This is a genomic window from Mesorhizobium sp. B2-8-3, from assembly GCF_006440815.1.
Classification (GTDB): Bacteria; Pseudomonadota; Alphaproteobacteria; order Rhizobiales; family Rhizobiaceae; genus Mesorhizobium.
Genome location: NZ_VFTW01000006.1, coordinates 67,778 through 82,119, shown reverse-complemented (window position 1 = coordinate 82,119; position 14,342 = coordinate 67,778). Strand labels below are relative to the sequence as shown.

Sequence of the window (14,342 nt, the reverse complement as noted above, 5' to 3'; positions counted from 1 at the left end):
ATTACGGAACCTGAGGGTTCGATGTTTCACGCAGGCTCGATCAAGTGAATGTGATCGAAACTTCGCCTGGCTGGCGCTGAACAAAAAAGGAGGCCCGGAAGGTTGTTCCGGGCCTCAAGGCGTGAGCCCCTTTGGGGAGCGTCACGACGGGATCTTGGGAGGAATTCGGGCCGGCGGGAGGAGGATCCGCCGGCCCCTGACGAAGACGGCCTTACGGCACCACTTCGCCGTGCTGGGTGACGTCGAGGCCTTCCACCTCTTCCTGGGTCGACGGACGCAGGCCGACCAGGGCCTTGACGATGTAGAGGATCACGAAGGTGGCGATCGCCGTCCACAGGATGGTGAAGACGATGCCGTAGAGCTGCTTGCCCACCGAAGCGTTCTTGCCAAGGGCGTTGATGGCCGGATCGGCCAGCGCGCCGGTGAGCAGGGCGCCGACGATACCGCCGATGCCATGCACGCCGAAGGCATCGAGCGAGTCGTCATAGCCGAGCGCATGCTTGAGCTTGACCGCCGAGAGGTAGCAGACCACGCCGGCGATGATGCCGACGATGAAGGCGCCGGTCGGGTTGACGAAGCCGGAAGCCGGCGTCACCGCGACGAGGCCGGCGACGGCGCCCGAGATGATGCCGAGAACCGAAGGCTTCTTGGCGACGATCCATTCGGCGAACATCCAGGCCAGCGCCGCGGCGGCGGTGGCGACCTGCGTGTTCATCATGGCAGCACCCGCGAGGCCGTCTGCGGCGAGTTCCGAACCGGCGTTGAAGCCGAACCAGCCGACCCACAGCAGCGAGGCGCCGATGACGGAATAGACCAGGTTGTGCGGCGCCATGTTGGTGGTGCCGTAGCCTTCGCGCTTTCCGAGAACCAGCGCGCAGACCAGGCCCGCGACACCGGCGTTGATGTGGACGACCGTGCCGCCGGCGAAGTCGAGCACGCCGGCCGCGCCAAGGAAGCCGCCGCCCCACACCCAGTGCGCGATCGGCGCATAGACGAAGACCAGCCACAAGCCCATGAAGATAAGCAGCGCCGAGAATTTCATACGCTCGGCGAAGGCGCCGGCGATCAGCGCCGGCGTGATGATGGCGAAGGTCATCTGGAACATCGAGAAGACGAACTCGGGGATGTTCGAGACGCCCGGCAGCCAAAGCGTCGAGACGGTGATGCCATGGTGGAAGAACCGCGAGAAGCCGCCGATATAAGCATTCAAGCTGGCGGATTCATTGGTCGTGAAGGCCAGCGAATAGCCGAACATGAACCACAGCACGGTCACCAGGCAGGTGATGGCGAAGCTCTGCATGATGGTGGCGAGCACGTTCTTCTTACGCACCATGCCGCCGTAGAACAGCGCCAGGCCCGGGATGGTCATCATCAGCACCAGCGCCGTCGAGGTGAGCATCCAGGCGGTGTTGCCGGTGTCGAGCGCCGGTGCCGGCGCGGCGGGCGCCGCGGCGGTGGCTGCCGGGGCGGCTTCCTGCGCGATGGCGGCGACGGTGCTCATGGCCACGAGCGCGAGCGAAGCGGCCGCGCGTCCCGTCGTCTTCAAGGTGGAAGGAATATTCATTGAACTCTCCGTTGGAATGGATGGTCGCCGCTTAGAGCGCGTCGGTGTCTGTTTCGCCGGTGCGGATGCGTACCGCCTGGTCGATGCCGAAGACGAATATCTTGCCGTCGCCGATCTGGCCGGTCTTGGCGGCCGCGGTGATGGCTTCGACGGCTTTGTCGACCATGTCGGCGCCGACGGCGACCTCGATCTTGATCTTGGGCAGGAAGCTGACTGCGTATTCCGCGCCGCGATAGATTTCCGTATGCCCCTTCTGACGCCCGTAGCCTTTGACTTCGGTGACGGTCAGGCCCTGGATGCCGACGGCGGTGAGCGCTTCGCGCACCTCGTCGAGCTTGAACGGCTTGATGATTGCCATCACGATTTTCATAAGGTTTCACCCTTTGCTGTTGCGGTCCCCCGCGTTTGCACACCTTCACCGATCCCGAGGAGAGCCGGAGAGTGCCCCATAGGATTCAAGCTCCGTGCCAGTTGCCGAAGCAGGGTGTTAACCTGTTGTAAACAAACAGAATGGGTGGCCTGTGCACATCATTCGCGCACAGGCATGGCGGAGCCATTGCCTATAAAATAGGCATAAAATCAAAAAAGCGCGTTTAGCAGGCAGACTTTGAAGCCGGCTCAGCGTTTGAGCCGGATGAGGCCTTCCTGGGCGACCGAGGCGATCAGCGTTCCATCCCGCGCGAACAGCGAGCCGCGGGTGAAGCCGCGCGACCCTTGGGTCGACGGACTGTCCTGGTTGTAGAGGATCCAGTCGTCCAGCGAATGGCTGCGGTGGAACCACATGGCGTGGTCGAGGCTGGCGGCCTGGATGTCGCGGTCGAAGATGGCGCGGCCATGCGCGAAGGTCGAGGTGTCGAGCAGCGTCATGTCGGAGAGGTAGGCGAGCACGGCCGCCTGCGTCGCGCGGTTTTCCGGCACCGGGCCGGTGGTGCGGATCCAGATGTTCTGCTGCGGCTCCAGCTTCTCGCGGCTCGTGTAGTGCTTCAGCATCACCGGCTTCATCTCGATCGGCCGGTCGCGCTCCCAGTAGCGCCTGATGCCTTCCGGAACCGCCTCGCCGAACTTGCCGAGCAGCTCGCGCTGGGTGAGCAGCGTGTCGGGCGCCGGCACGTCGCGCGGCATCGGCAGCTGGTGCTCGAGCCCGACCTCGTCCTGCTGGAAGGAAGCCTCCAGCGAGAAGATCGCCTGGCCATGCTGGATCGCAACGACCCGGCGCGTGGTGAAGGAGCCGCCGTCGCGGATGCGGTCGACCTCGTAGACGATCGGCAGCTTGGTATCGCCCGGCCGCATGAAATAGCCGTGCAGCGAATGCACGTGACGTTCGGGCTCGACGGTGCGCTGCGCGGCGACCAGCGCCTGGGCGATGGTCTGGCCGCCGAACACCCGCTGCCAGTCGACCTTGGGGCTGCGACCACGATACAGATTGTGTTCGAGCTGTTCGAGGTCGAGAATGTCGAGAAGCTCGTCCATGGCCGCTGTCATGTTTGAAATCCTTCGAGTATGTGCCATGGCCGGTTTCGGACAGGACGTGCGGGCAGTCAAGGCCGCAAGCGGCGGCCGGCCGAAGCCGTGAAAGGATGATGCCATGGTCGACCGCAAGCCGGACGGAGCAGGGGCCAATGGAAAGGGCGAAGCTCTAGACGTGCTCATCGCCGGCGCCGGCTATGTCGGCCTCACCGCGGCCGTGTCGCTGAAGCAGGCGCGGCCGGGCCTCGCCATCGCCGTCGTCGACGCGGCCCCCGCCGGCGTCTGGCAACGCGACGGCCGCGCCTCGGCCATGGCGGCGGCGGCCGGCCGCATGCTGGAGCAGCTCGGCGTCTGGGAAGAGATCGCGCCGGAAGCGCAGGCGATCACTGAAATGATCATCACCGATTCGCGCGCCGCCGACCCGGTGCGTCCGGTGTTCCTGACCTTCGACGGCGAGGTGGCGCCCGGCGAGCCTTTCGCCCACATGGTCGCCAACCGCGACCTGAACGGCGCGCTGCGCCGCCGCGCCGAAAAGCTCGGCATCGACATCATCGAAGGCATGGCGGTCAGCGCCTTCGATGTGAACGGCGCCGGCATCACCGTGCACTTGGCCGACGGCGCGACGCTGAAGGCGCGGCTGTTGGTCGCCGCCGACGGCGTCAACTCCAGGCTGCGCGACATGGCCGGCATCAAGACCGTCAAATGGGAATACGGCCAGTCCGGCATCGTCTGCACGGTGGCGCATGAGCGCCCGCACAACGGCCGCGCGGAAGAGCATTTCCTGCCGGCCGGCCCGTTCGCGACGCTGCCGCTGAAGCCGGACAAGGATGGCACCAACCGTTCGTCGATCGTCTGGGTGGAGCGCACGCAAGATGCCAAGGCGCTGGTCGACGGCGACGAGTTCGTCTTCGAGCACGATCTGGAGCAGCGCTTCGGCCTGAAGCTCGGCGAAATAAGCGTCGCCGACAAGCCGCGCGCCTGGCCGCTCGGCCTGACGCTCGCCCGCGCCTTTGTCGCGCCGCGCTTCGCGCTGGCCGGCGACGCCGCGCACGGCATCCACCCGATCGCCGGCCAGGGCCTCAATCTCGGCTTCAAGGATGTCGCGGCGCTCGCCGAAGTCGTGGTCGAGGCCGACCGGCTCGGCCAGGACATCGGCGCGCTCGACGTGCTCGAGCGCTACCAGCAATGGCGCCGCTTCGACACGCTGCAGATGGGCGTCACCACCGACGTTTTGAATCGGCTGTTCTCCAACGACATCGGCCCGCTGCGCGCCGTACGCGATCTCGGCCTAGGGCTGGTCGAGCGCATGCCGAGGCTGAAAGAATTCTTCATCCGCCAGGCTTCGGGCCTCTCCGGCGAAACCCCACGACTGTTGAAGGGCGAGGCGATCTGAGCGTTTGGCGACTGGCCTAGGCCTTTCAACATAGAATGACGAGGCGAGAGGCGTTTCGGCCAATCATGAAGGCAGGCGATCCGGCCGCGGCAGCTTCGGCTTAATGCATGTCGCGCAAAAGTGACCTCGGTTTTGCGACAACGACATGCATCAAGCAACGACCTGAAGCGCGTCGCCTGAATCCGCTTCAGCGCGACGCGCTTTAGTTCACTTCGAAGCCCAGCTTCTGCCGCAACCTCAGCATCCGCTGGTCGGCGATCTTGAGGCTCTGCCCGCCGCCCTGCGCGACCCGGCCCAGCATCCTGAGCAGGTCGTCCCGCTCATGCGGATCGAGGCGTTCGCGCAGGAACGGCGCCAGCTTGTCGATGACGAGCGTCGTGTCGTCGACCTGAGAAGCCGCCCATTTGGCGTAGACGACCGCCTCGTCGGTCTTCTTCGCATTCCCGGCGATCCGCGCGATCACCTCGCGGATGACCGCCTCGCGCTGCGGCAGGACCGGGCCGTGCTCCGAGACGATCGCGGTGATCAGCGTCGCCGCCGCCACCACCGGATCGTCGATCGCCGTCAGCGGCGAGAGCGCGGCCTGGTTGCGCAATTTCTTGCGGCGGATGTTGCCCTGGACGCGTCCGACGACATCGGCGACCTCGCGCGCGGCGTCGCTCATATATTTCAGCCGGTACCACCAGATGGCGGCCGCTCCGAGCAGGCCGAGGATGGCGATCAGGAAAGGCATGCCGAATTCCCCCGAAATCGCGGCGACAATAAGAGAAGCGCGGCCCTGCTTCAACACGCAACGGTTGCGACAGGTGAAGAAACGCTGAAGATATGATCGCGCAAGGGACAGCGCCAATCGCGCCGGATCCATACCGGGCTTATGACCCCGGTATGTCGTAGATCGCCCTGACCTCGACGGTGCCGAACTCGGCCAGCGGAACGCGGTCGGCGATCGCCAGCGCTTCGTCGAGATCCGCCGCCTCGACCATGAGGAAACCCAGCAGCTGCTCCTTGGTCTCGGCGAACGGCCCGTCGGTCACCAGCCGTTTGCCTTGGCGCCGCCTGAGCGACTTCGACATCTTCACCGGTTGCAGCGCCTGCGCGACGATCAGCTTGCCTTGCCGGTCGAGCTCCCTGTCATAGGCGAGCGAATCGGCATCGAGCTTGGCCGATTCCCGCGGGGTAAGCGCGAAGAGGTCCTTTTCCTCGCCATAGACCAGCAGCACATATTTCATTTCGAGCTCCCGTATTGCGATGAACCATAGGATGCGGTCTTGACGGTGTCAGCCGCGCCTTTGACTGCCGCGGCATGGTCGAGAAGCCATGCGGCGACCCCAATGACGGCAACCGCCAGCAAAAGCCGGCCGCAGCCGGATGGCGGCGGGTCCAGCCAGAAGTCCTCCTTGCGCTGCTGCTTGCCGCCCGAACGTCGCCAGAGTGAGAAAAACAGATTGTCCATGCGAGCCTCCATCCGGCCACGAACCCGTGGCCGCCCGCAGGACGCTTCCGTCAGATCAAAGCCGACATTTTTGCACGCGCTTTTTTGGAGAATTTTCGAAGCGCGTCGCGCGACCTCAATCATACCAGGCCATGGATGGTCTTCCGGCCCGCTCGCGCTATAGTCACAGGGAACGCCGGCGCCTGCCGGCGAGAACCCCGACAGACCAGGAGGACTTCATGGACCGCACCGCAAACGCCGTCTGGAAAGGCAATCTGAAAGAGGGCAAGGGCACGCTCGACACCCAGAGCGGCACCTTGAAGGGCACGCCCTATTCGTTCAAGGCTCGTTTCGAGGACGAGAGCGGCAAGTCCGGCACCAATCCGGAAGAGCTGATCGCCGCCGCCCATGCCGGCTGCTACGCCATGCAGCTTTCGCATTTTTTGGCCGAGAACGGCACGCCGGCCACCGAGCTTGACGCCAAGGCGGTCGTGACGCTGGTGCCCGGCACCGGCATCACCGGCAGCGCCATCACCCTGGTCGGCAAGGTGCCGGGCATCGACGCGGCGAAATTCAAGGAGCTGGCCGAGAAGGCCAAGGCCGAGTGCCCGGTGTCGAAGGCGCTAGGCGCGATCAAGGTGTCGTTGGACGCGAAATTGGGGTGAGACGGGAAACGGCGTCGCCCTCGGCGGTCAACCCTTGAGAGCGGCGGCACGGACATCCGACGGCGTCGCGTCATAGCGGCGCCGGAACGCCCGGTTGAAATAGGAGAGGTCGTTGAAGCCGGCCTCGAACGCGATCACGGTGATGCTGCGCCCGGCGTTGCGCGGGTCGCAGAGCATGCGATGCGCGTGCAGCAGCCGCTGGCGCAGCATGAACTCCGACAAAGACGTGCCGTCGCTTTCGAACAACTTGCGCACATAGCGCGTCGAAAGCCGGTGGCGCCTGGCGACATCCTCGGCCGAAAGGTCGCCGCCTCTGGCGATGATGTCTGCCTTGATGGCACGCAGCCGCGCCACTCGTACGCCGCGCCCGCGCGCGATTTCCACCGCGTCCCTCGTCCCGCCGATGGCAAGCGCCGCCAGATCGAAGATATGCGTCGCCGCCACATGCAGCTCTTCCGGGCTGAGCCCGTCGCCCGCATCCTGGACCGAATGGACATAGTCGATCAGCAGCCGCATCGCTCCGGTGCCGGTCGGTAGCGGCCGCATCAGCGCGATCGCGGGATCGCCGATCAGCGGCGAAAGCTGTTTGAGGGAAAAGCTCATATTGACGAAGCGGATGCCGCCCGGCTGGATGACGTTGAGGCCGACTTCTTCACCGCTCATCATCAGCGCGTGGCCACCGCCGACCGGCTCCTCACGGCCGCGATGCTTCATTACGCTTGCGCCGTCCAGTGCCGCGAGCAGGACAAGATCGTCGCTGTCGATCAGCGTCGTCGAATGATAGACCCGGAATGCCGAGCAGGTGCCCGTAGCGATGCCCAGCCCCGGCAGCGCGCGCACCCGCATATCGACATGCGTCGGGTCGAGCGGATCGAGATCGACCTTCAGCACCGTGCGGCCATAGACCTCGCGCATGACCTCGACACGATCCCGCTCCGGGACCATGTCCGTGACCAGCCTGAACGAAGCCGACAGCCCCCTTGCCGCAGTCATCGGCACCCCCTGCCTCTGACGGATGGCCCGCGGGACCATCGCCAATTTTGGAGCCCGGTTCTCGCTGTGGACGAACCGGCTCCAGAGGCGCGCTGATATGCGCCGAGGTTCCCGAAACGTCAATACAGGGCCGTTTTGGCCGCTTTAAGGGCCGCCTCGTCCAAGCTGCCCCTCGCCGGCCTCGCCTAGTTTGCGGCGCGCTTCGGCAAAGCCGGCAGCGCATTCGGAAACGATCGAGGGGGGTTCGATGTATCACCTGCAACTGTTCAAGACGCTGTCTCAATTGTCGTCAGCCGGCTTCAATCCTCGCGTCTACCTTTTGTCTCTCGCGCTCGGCAAAGGCGCAGCCGACCATCGCGACCTGAAACTGCCGCCTCGCCTTGGCGAGCGCCGGCCATGACCGCGAGACCTGTCTTTCCGATATCGTCGCTTGTCGGCCTTTTCGTTCTCGCCGGCTGCACAAGCCCTCAGGGGGCCGGCCTTGCGATGGGCGCGGTCGGCGCCATGGCCGGCGGCGGCGGGTTGAACCCGCTTTCGGCGGCGATCGGCCTCGGCACCATGGCGGCCGCCGATTCCGCGGCCGCGTCGCAGGCGGGTGTCATCACGCCGCAGGAGCAGGCCAAATATGCCGGCATGTCCTGCGCGGAATTGCGTCAATTGACGGCAAACTATGCGGCGGCTCAAGGCGCGCGCCCGGCGGCAAAGAAATATGGCGGCATGGCGCCTGCCGGCAAGATGGCCATCGCCAACCAGGTCATCTCCACCCGGCTCACCTATCTGAAACAGCTTGTGGCGAGCAAAGGATGCTGACGGCCTTTCGCGTTTGGAGCGGGCGAGGCTTGTTGGCCTGGCTGCGCTGGCGGGATCGTTGGCCTTGGCAGCCACCGACGGCTTCGGCCAGGGAATCGGGCCGGCGACCCGCTCGCATCGCGGCCCGATACCGGTGGCGCTCGTAGGCCAGTGGAGTTTTGCGGCCGCGACCGGCCAGTATTGCAACCCGCTCGGCGATTGCGCGCCGGGAAGCGGCGGCAGCATTACCTTCACATTCGGCGTCGGCGGTCGTGCCGAATACAGCCTGTTTCAGTCCTCGCTGGTCGAAGGCTGCGGTCAGGTTCAGTCGCTGAGGTCGATGGCCGGCACGGCAAGAGTGGACGGTTCCACGCTGGTGCTTACGCCGAGATCGGGAACCTACAAATCGTTCAATGGCTGCCGGCCGGACCTCACCGGAAACTGGAAACTTGGCGCTGAAGACCTGAAGCCGGTTTCGTTCAGCTGGCAATTGGACGAAGGGGAACTGCAGCTCGTCGACCCTACGGGCGAGGCCAGCGGCATCTACAACAGGAGGTGATACGCCGGGTTGTTATCCGGTGCCCAGCGCGTCTATCTTCGTGCGCAATGCCGCGACCTCTTCCTCGAGCGCCTTCACGCGCGCTTCGAGATCGCTATCCGAAGCTGACGCTGCCGCCTGCCAGGGCGCCGCCATCGCTGCCGCTTCCACCGGCCCGCTCAGCAGATGAACATAGCGCTCCTCGCGCTGCCCGGGCGCGCGTTCGAGCAGCTGGATCAGCGGCGGCCGGCGGCCGATCATCAGGTCGAGATTGTCGCGCAGCTCCTCGATCGAGGCAAAACGCGCCATGCGCTCCGAGCGGGCCAGAAGCTCATGCGCCGTCTGCGCGCCGCGCAGAAGCAAGAGGCCGATGACCGCGATCTGCGGCGTGGTCAGTGAAAAGCGCTGCGCCATCAGATGCTCGTAGCGCTCGACGCGCGAGGCGAAGGCCTGCCGCACCAGGCCCTTCTGCTCGAGCGAGCTCAGCGCCCGCCGGATCTCGGTGAGCTCCAGAGCCATGACCGGCTCGCGCGCCGTCTTCTGGTTGGCCGCCTGGTGCGCGCCGTTGAGCGTCAGCGGATAGACGTCCGGCGTCAGCTCCTTCTTCTCGATCAGCGAGCCGAGCACGCGGGCTTCGGTGGGAGAGAGGATGGGGAGATCGGTCATTGGCTTTCTGCCTCCCGTCGATAGAAATCGGTTGCGAGCGCGCGATTGTGGACCTGTCGCGCCTCGTCGCGGGCCGAACCGGCCAGGTTCATCTCATGATGACCATAGCGCGCTTCGAGATAGCGCGCGATCTCGACGGGGATAGGGCCGGTGCCCAGTTCGCGCGTCTCGCGCTTCTTCTCGATCAGCCGGCGGATTTCGCTGGAAGCCCACGTCGGTATCTCGGTCTGGTTCAGGCAATCAACCATGTTCATTGGCGGCAGACTGGCGAAACTGCGCTGCTCCATCCAATCCAGCGCGACGATCGGTCGGATCAGGTAGAACAGCTTCTTCAATTTTACTTCGCCGGCGAAGCTTCCCGTCCTGGCGACGTGTGAGCGCGCGAGGCCGAGATAATGCCGCGACACCTTCGCCGGGTCGACGATTTCGGTCAGCAGGTCGAGCAGGCGCCGGCGAAACCCCGCGACCTCCTCATAAACCAGCGGCGACTTCGCCCATTCGACGATGACGGCATTGCCGCCGAGCGCCAAGAGCAGCGCCTTGCGCAGATCCCAGCCGCCGGCATCGATCTCGCCCTCCAGCGGAAATTCGAGCACGTCACGCGCCTGTTCCAGCACCAGGTGGTCGGCGACCGCGCGGACATAGACGAAGCGGCAGTCATAATCGCTGTCCGGCGACGGAAAGCCCCAGGCGCGGCTACCGCTTTCGATGGCGAACAGGATTCGCGCGCCCTGCTCGCGAGCCGTGTCGAGGCGCGCACGGATTGCCGCGACCGCCTCCGGCGCAAAATCGGCAGACAGGGACATGGCGGGACTAGACCCGCCGCTCCACCATCATCTTCTTGATCTCGGCGATCGCCTTGGCGGGATTGAGCCCCTTCGGGCAGGTCTGCGCGCAGTTCATGATGGTGTGGCAGCGATAGAGGCGGAACGGGTCTTCGAGATTGTCGAGCCGCTCGCCCGTCGCCTCGTCGCGGGAATCAATCAGCCAGCGATAGGCCTGCAGCAAGGTGGCCGGGCCGAGATAACGTTCGCCGTTCCACCAGTAACTCGGACACGATGTCGAGCAGCAGGCGCACAGGATGCACTCGTAGAGCCCGTCGAGCTTCTCGCGGTCCTCGTGGCTCTGCAGCCATTCCTTGGCGGGCGTCGGCGAGACCGTCTGCAGCCAGGGCTGGATCGAAGCGTGCTGGGCATAGAAATTGGTGAGGTCAGGCACCAGGTCCTTGATCACAGCCATGTGCGGCAGCGGATAGACCTTCACCGCGCCCGAAATGTCCTCGGCGCCCTTGGTGCAGGCCAGCGTGTTCGAGCCGTCGATATTCATGGCGCAGGAACCGCAGATGCCTTCGCGGCAGGAGCGGCGCAAGGTCAGCGTCGGGTCGATCTTGTTCTTGATCCACAACAGCGCGTCGAGAACCATCGGCCCGCAATCGTCCATGTCGACGAAATAGGTGTCCATGCGCGGGTTCTCGTCGTCGTCCGGCGACCAGCGGTAGATGCGGTATTCGCGCAGGTTCGTGGCGCCTTCCGGCTTCGGCCAGGTCTTGCCTTGCTGGACCTTCGAATTCCTGGGAAGCGTGAGTTCGACCATTACTTGCGGTCCTTTCGGATGACGAGCTTCAGCCCGGACCAGATTTCGTTCACGGCGGCGACCTTGACGTCGACCAGGTCGCGCTTCAGCGCCTCCGACCGGATGACGTCCTCGGTGACGTCGGTCGGCACTTTCGATGCCTTCTTCGGCCAGGAAACCCAGACCATGCCGTCGCGCTTGATCGCCGTCTCGATGTGGGCCAAGCCGTCCTCGATCTCGGCGCGCTGCCGGGTGAAGGCATGCACGGCATCGTATTTCCGGCGGCCCGAGATCGCCGACCATTTGGACAGCCGATCGACGCCGGCAAAGGACACCGCCTCGGTCAGCTCGTCGAGCTCCGGAGGCAGCGCAATGAAGGCGGCGACCATGCCGTCCCTCAGGCCGAGCTTGGCCGGAAGGGGCGTGCCGGAATATCCCGTGGTCGCCAATGCCATGGTCAATACACCCGCGCCTTCGGCGCGATCTTGGCCAGGCTGATGCCGCCGTCCTTTTCCGCCAGCAGCGGCTCGGTGTGCACCGGCCGGTAGGTCAGCGTCACCTTGCCGTCTTCGCTCAGATGAGCCAGCGTATGCTTGCGCCAGTTGGCGTCGTCGCGCTTGTCGAAATCCTCGCGCGCGTGCGCGCCGCGGCTCTCCTTGCGCGCCTCGGCGCCGTAGACCGTGGTGATGGCGTTGGCCATCAGGTTTTCCAGTTCCAGCGTCTCGACGAGGTCGGAATTCCAGATCATCGAGCGGTCGGTGACCTTGATGTCCTTGAGCTCGCCCCAGAGTTCCGAAATGCGCTTGCAGCCGTTCTCGAGCGAGTCCTGCGTGCGGAACACGGCGGCGTCTTCCTGCATGGCGCGCTGCATTCTCTCGCGCAGCACCGCCGTCGGCGTCGAGCCGTTGGCGTGGCGCAGCCTGTCGAAGCGCTCCATGATCTTTTCGACCGAAGCTTCGTTGGGCGATGGGATCGCCGACTTGCGGTCGATCACCTGGCCGGCGCGGATGGCCGCCGCGCGGCCGAACACGACGAGGTCGATCAGCGAGTTCGAGCCGAGCCGGTTGGCACCATGCACCGAAGCGCAGCCGGCCTCGCCGACGGCCATCAGGCCGGGCGACACGCGGTCGGGATGCTCGGCCGTCGGGTTGAGCACCTCGCCCCAGTAATTGGTCGGCACGCCGCCCATATTGTAGTGGACCGTCGGCAGCACCGGGATCGGCTCCTTGGTGAGGTCGACGCCGGCAAAGATCTTGGCCGACTCGGAAATACCCGGCAGCCGCTCGTGCAGCACGGCCGGATCGAGATGGTCGAGATGCAGGAAGATGTGGTCCTTGTTCTTGCCGACGCCGCGGCCCTCGCGGATCTCCAGCGTCATGCAGCGCGAGACGACGTCGCGCGAGGCAAGATCCTTGGCCGACGGCGCATAGCGCTCCATGAAGCGCTCGCCCTCGGAATTGACGAGATAGCCGCCTTCGCCGCGCGCGCCCTCGGTGATCAGGCAGCCGGCGCCGTAGATGCCGGTCGGGTGGAACTGCACGAACTCCATGTCCTGCAGCGGCAGCCCGGCGCGAGCCGCCATGCCGCCGCCGTCGCCGGTGCAGGTATGCGCCGAGGTGGCGGAGAAATAGGCTCGCCCATAGCCGCCGGTCGCCAGCACCACCATCTTGGCCGAGAAGCGGTGGATGGTGCCGTCGTCGAGGTTCCAGGCGACGACACCGGTGCAGGTGCCGTCCGGCTCCATGATCAGGTCGAGCGCGAAATACTCGATGAAGAACTGCGCGTTGTTCTTCAGCGACTGGCCGTAGAGCGTATGCAGGATGGCGTGGCCGGTGCGGTCGGCGGCGGCGCAGGTGCGCTGCACCGGCGGACCGTCGCCATAGTTCATCATGTGGCCGCCGAACGGCCGCTGGTAGATCTTGCCTTCCTCGGTGCGCGAGAACGGCACGCCGTAGTGCTCGAGCTCGTAGACGGCGGCCGGCGCCTCGCGCACCATGTATTCCATGGCGTCGACATCGCCGAGCCAGTCCGAGCCCTTGACGGTGTCGTACATGTGCCATTGCCAGGAATCGGGGCCCATGTTGGACAGCGAGGCGGCGATGCCGCCTTGCGCCGCGACGGTGTGGGAGCGCGTCGGGAAGACCTTGGTGATGCAGGCCGTGCGCAGCCCCTGCTCGGCCATGCCGAGCGTGGCGCGAAGGCCGGCGCCGCCGGCGCCGACGATCACGACGTCGAATTTATGGTCGACAAAAGTGTAGGCGGAAGCCGTGTTGGCTGTATTTGCGTTGGCCAAGACGTCAGCCTCCGAATGCGAGTTTGAGCAGGGCAAACAGCGAAGCGACGCCGACTGCCACGCAAAAAAAGGTGTTGAGCGCGATCAGCGCCAACCTCAGGCCTTCGCCATGCACGTAATCCTCGATGATCACCTGCATGCCGATGCGCATGTGGTAAAGCGGCGAGATCAGCACCAGCCCGAGCATGACCACCACGAACGGGTTCGCAAGCGCCGCCCGCACATCCGCGTAGTCATGGCCGTTGATCGCGATCAGGAAGCCGACGAAAAACAGGACCAAAGGAATGTTGGCGATGGCGGTCAGTCGCTGCCGCCAGAAATGCCCGGTGCCTTCGCGGGCCGAACCGAGGCCGCGGACCTTCGCCAGCGGCGTGCGCATGTCCGAATTGTTCGCGCTCATCAGAAAGCTCCCCGCGCCATGTAGCCGGCGATCCAGATCAGCAGCGTCAGCACGATCGAACCGGCGAGCGTCGCCCAGGCGATCCTCGACGCGGTGTGTTTTTCCAGTCCCGCGCCGGTGTCCCAGACAAGGTGGCGCAGCCCGCCCAGCATGTGGTGCATCAGCGCCCAGGTGTAGCCGAACAGAACCAGCCGGCCGAGCCAGGAGCCGAAGGCCCAGTTGACCCAGTCGAAGGCGGCTTGCGAGCTCGAAGCTGCGATCAGCCACGCCGCCACCAGCAGCGTCCCGAAATAGAGCGCGCCGCCGGTGATGCGATGGATGATCGACATCGTCATCGTGATCGGCGGCCGGTAGACCGTCAGATGCGGCGAGAGCGGTCGTTCACGTCTGGCAACTGCGCGGGTGGCTGGTGATTTGCTCATGGCTCCCCCAGATCGGCATCCTGGAGCCGCGATGGGAATGCGGCGTTTGCCGCCCTCATATATGGCTTCGGACAGCCGGTTTCTAATGCTCTTTTTGCACCGCGTCAAAGCCGGAAAAACGTTTTGGAAACATCATTTAGTCTGACAA

The 14,342-nt window shown here is 65.1% G+C and carries 19 protein-coding genes; 5 read left to right on the top strand and 14 right to left on the bottom strand.

Annotated elements, in window-relative coordinates:
- Window positions 1-211: 211 nt before the first annotated feature.
- From FJ418_RS12050 to tesB, 3 genes are all read right to left on the bottom strand, one after another.
- On the bottom strand, window positions 212-1,501 hold the full coding sequence (locus FJ418_RS12050) for an ammonium transporter (protein ID WP_281407567.1): 1,290 nt from the start codon (window positions 1,499-1,501) through the stop codon (window positions 212-214).
- A 94-nt stretch (window positions 1,502-1,595) separates the two neighbouring features.
- Window positions 1,596-1,934, bottom strand: coding sequence for a P-II family nitrogen regulator (locus tag FJ418_RS12045; RefSeq protein WP_006327120.1), 339 nt, complete (start codon window positions 1,932-1,934; stop codon window positions 1,596-1,598).
- A gap of 248 nt (window positions 1,935-2,182) precedes the next feature.
- The gene (tesB, locus tag FJ418_RS12040) at window positions 2,183-3,046 is read right to left on the bottom strand and encodes an acyl-CoA thioesterase II (RefSeq protein WP_140646056.1); all 864 of its coding nucleotides are present in this window, start codon (window positions 3,044-3,046) and stop codon (window positions 2,183-2,185) included.
- 103 nt (window positions 3,047-3,149) lie between these two features.
- Between tesB and FJ418_RS12035 the strand changes: the two genes are divergently transcribed.
- Window positions 3,150-4,424, top strand: coding sequence for a ubiquinone biosynthesis hydroxylase (locus FJ418_RS12035; RefSeq protein WP_140865680.1), 1,275 nt, complete (start codon window positions 3,150-3,152; stop codon window positions 4,422-4,424).
- 202 nt (window positions 4,425-4,626) lie between these two features.
- Here FJ418_RS12035 and FJ418_RS12030 read toward each other — a convergent pair whose 3' ends face one another.
- The 3 genes from FJ418_RS12030 to FJ418_RS12020 all read right to left on the bottom strand — a co-directional run bounded on the left by FJ418_RS12030 (window position 4,627) and on the right by FJ418_RS12020 (window position 5,877).
- Window positions 4,627-5,157, bottom strand: coding sequence for a hypothetical protein (locus FJ418_RS12030; RefSeq protein WP_140865679.1), 531 nt, complete (start codon window positions 5,155-5,157; stop codon window positions 4,627-4,629).
- A 139-nt stretch (window positions 5,158-5,296) separates the two neighbouring features.
- Complete coding sequence (locus FJ418_RS12025; protein ID WP_140646054.1) at window positions 5,297-5,653, bottom strand: YciI family protein; 357 nt, start codon at window positions 5,651-5,653, stop codon at window positions 5,297-5,299.
- Entirely contained in the window at window positions 5,650-5,877 is a 228-nt protein-coding gene (locus FJ418_RS12020; RefSeq protein WP_140865677.1) for a hypothetical protein, read from the bottom strand. Before FJ418_RS12020 ends, FJ418_RS12025 begins: the two co-directional genes overlap by 4 nt.
- A gap of 218 nt (window positions 5,878-6,095) precedes the next feature.
- Here FJ418_RS12020 and FJ418_RS12015 point away from each other — a divergent pair, with 218 nt between their 5' ends.
- Window positions 6,096-6,521 (top strand): OsmC family protein, encoded by a 426-nt coding sequence (locus FJ418_RS12015; RefSeq protein WP_140646052.1) that lies wholly within the window; start codon window positions 6,096-6,098, stop codon window positions 6,519-6,521.
- Window positions 6,522-6,548: 27 nt separating this feature from the next.
- Here the strand turns inward: FJ418_RS12015 and FJ418_RS12010 are convergent, their stop codons facing one another.
- Window positions 6,549-7,514 carry an AraC family transcriptional regulator gene (locus FJ418_RS12010; protein ID WP_140865675.1) on the bottom strand — a complete coding sequence of 322 codons (966 nt, stop codon included), beginning with the start codon at window positions 7,512-7,514 and terminating at the stop codon, window positions 6,549-6,551.
- 247 nt (window positions 7,515-7,761) lie between these two features.
- Here FJ418_RS12010 and FJ418_RS12005 point away from each other — a divergent pair, with 247 nt between their 5' ends.
- The 3 genes from FJ418_RS12005 to FJ418_RS11995 all read left to right on the top strand — a co-directional run bounded on the left by FJ418_RS12005 (window position 7,762) and on the right by FJ418_RS11995 (window position 8,862).
- Window positions 7,762-7,914, top strand: coding sequence for a hypothetical protein (locus tag FJ418_RS12005; RefSeq protein ID WP_140658655.1), 153 nt, complete (start codon window positions 7,762-7,764; stop codon window positions 7,912-7,914).
- On the top strand, window positions 7,911-8,324 hold the full coding sequence (locus tag FJ418_RS12000) for a hypothetical protein (RefSeq protein ID WP_181166909.1): 414 nt from the start codon (window positions 7,911-7,913) through the stop codon (window positions 8,322-8,324). The genes FJ418_RS12005 and FJ418_RS12000 overlap by 4 nt, the downstream gene beginning before the upstream one ends.
- 64 nt (window positions 8,325-8,388) lie before the next feature.
- Window positions 8,389-8,862 carry a hypothetical protein gene (locus FJ418_RS11995; RefSeq protein ID WP_181166908.1) on the top strand — a complete coding sequence of 158 codons (474 nt, stop codon included), beginning with the start codon at window positions 8,389-8,391 and terminating at the stop codon, window positions 8,860-8,862.
- 12 nt (window positions 8,863-8,874) lie between these two features.
- Here FJ418_RS11995 and FJ418_RS11990 read toward each other — a convergent pair whose 3' ends face one another.
- Genes FJ418_RS11990 through sdhC form a run of 7 tightly spaced genes read right to left on the bottom strand, consistent with a single transcriptional unit; the run spans window position 8,875 to window position 14,194 of the window.
- The gene (locus FJ418_RS11990; RefSeq protein ID WP_140865673.1) at window positions 8,875-9,507 is read right to left on the bottom strand and encodes a DUF480 domain-containing protein; all 633 of its coding nucleotides are present in this window, start codon (window positions 9,505-9,507) and stop codon (window positions 8,875-8,877) included.
- Complete coding sequence (locus FJ418_RS11985; protein WP_140865671.1) at window positions 9,504-10,313, bottom strand: nucleotidyltransferase domain-containing protein; 810 nt, start codon at window positions 10,311-10,313, stop codon at window positions 9,504-9,506. Before FJ418_RS11985 ends, FJ418_RS11990 begins: the two co-directional genes overlap by 4 nt.
- Window positions 10,314-10,320: 7 nt before the next feature.
- Complete coding sequence (locus FJ418_RS11980) at window positions 10,321-11,100, bottom strand: succinate dehydrogenase iron-sulfur subunit (protein ID WP_140865669.1); 780 nt, start codon at window positions 11,098-11,100, stop codon at window positions 10,321-10,323.
- Window positions 11,100-11,534 (bottom strand): DUF3052 family protein, encoded by a 435-nt coding sequence (locus FJ418_RS11975; protein WP_140832512.1) that lies wholly within the window; start codon window positions 11,532-11,534, stop codon window positions 11,100-11,102. The genes FJ418_RS11980 and FJ418_RS11975 overlap by 1 nt, the downstream gene beginning before the upstream one ends.
- Before the next feature lie 2 nt (window positions 11,535-11,536).
- Window positions 11,537-13,372 (bottom strand): succinate dehydrogenase flavoprotein subunit, encoded by a 1,836-nt coding sequence (sdhA, locus tag FJ418_RS11970; RefSeq protein ID WP_140865667.1) that lies wholly within the window; start codon window positions 13,370-13,372, stop codon window positions 11,537-11,539.
- Window positions 13,373-13,376: 4 nt separating this feature from the next.
- On the bottom strand, window positions 13,377-13,772 hold the full coding sequence (sdhD, locus tag FJ418_RS11965; protein WP_140659903.1) for a succinate dehydrogenase, hydrophobic membrane anchor protein: 396 nt from the start codon (window positions 13,770-13,772) through the stop codon (window positions 13,377-13,379).
- Window positions 13,772-14,194 carry a succinate dehydrogenase, cytochrome b556 subunit gene (gene sdhC / locus FJ418_RS11960; RefSeq protein WP_140684948.1) on the bottom strand — a complete coding sequence of 141 codons (423 nt, stop codon included), beginning with the start codon at window positions 14,192-14,194 and terminating at the stop codon, window positions 13,772-13,774. Before sdhC ends, sdhD begins: the two co-directional genes overlap by 1 nt.
- Window positions 14,195-14,342: the final 148 nt, after the last annotated feature.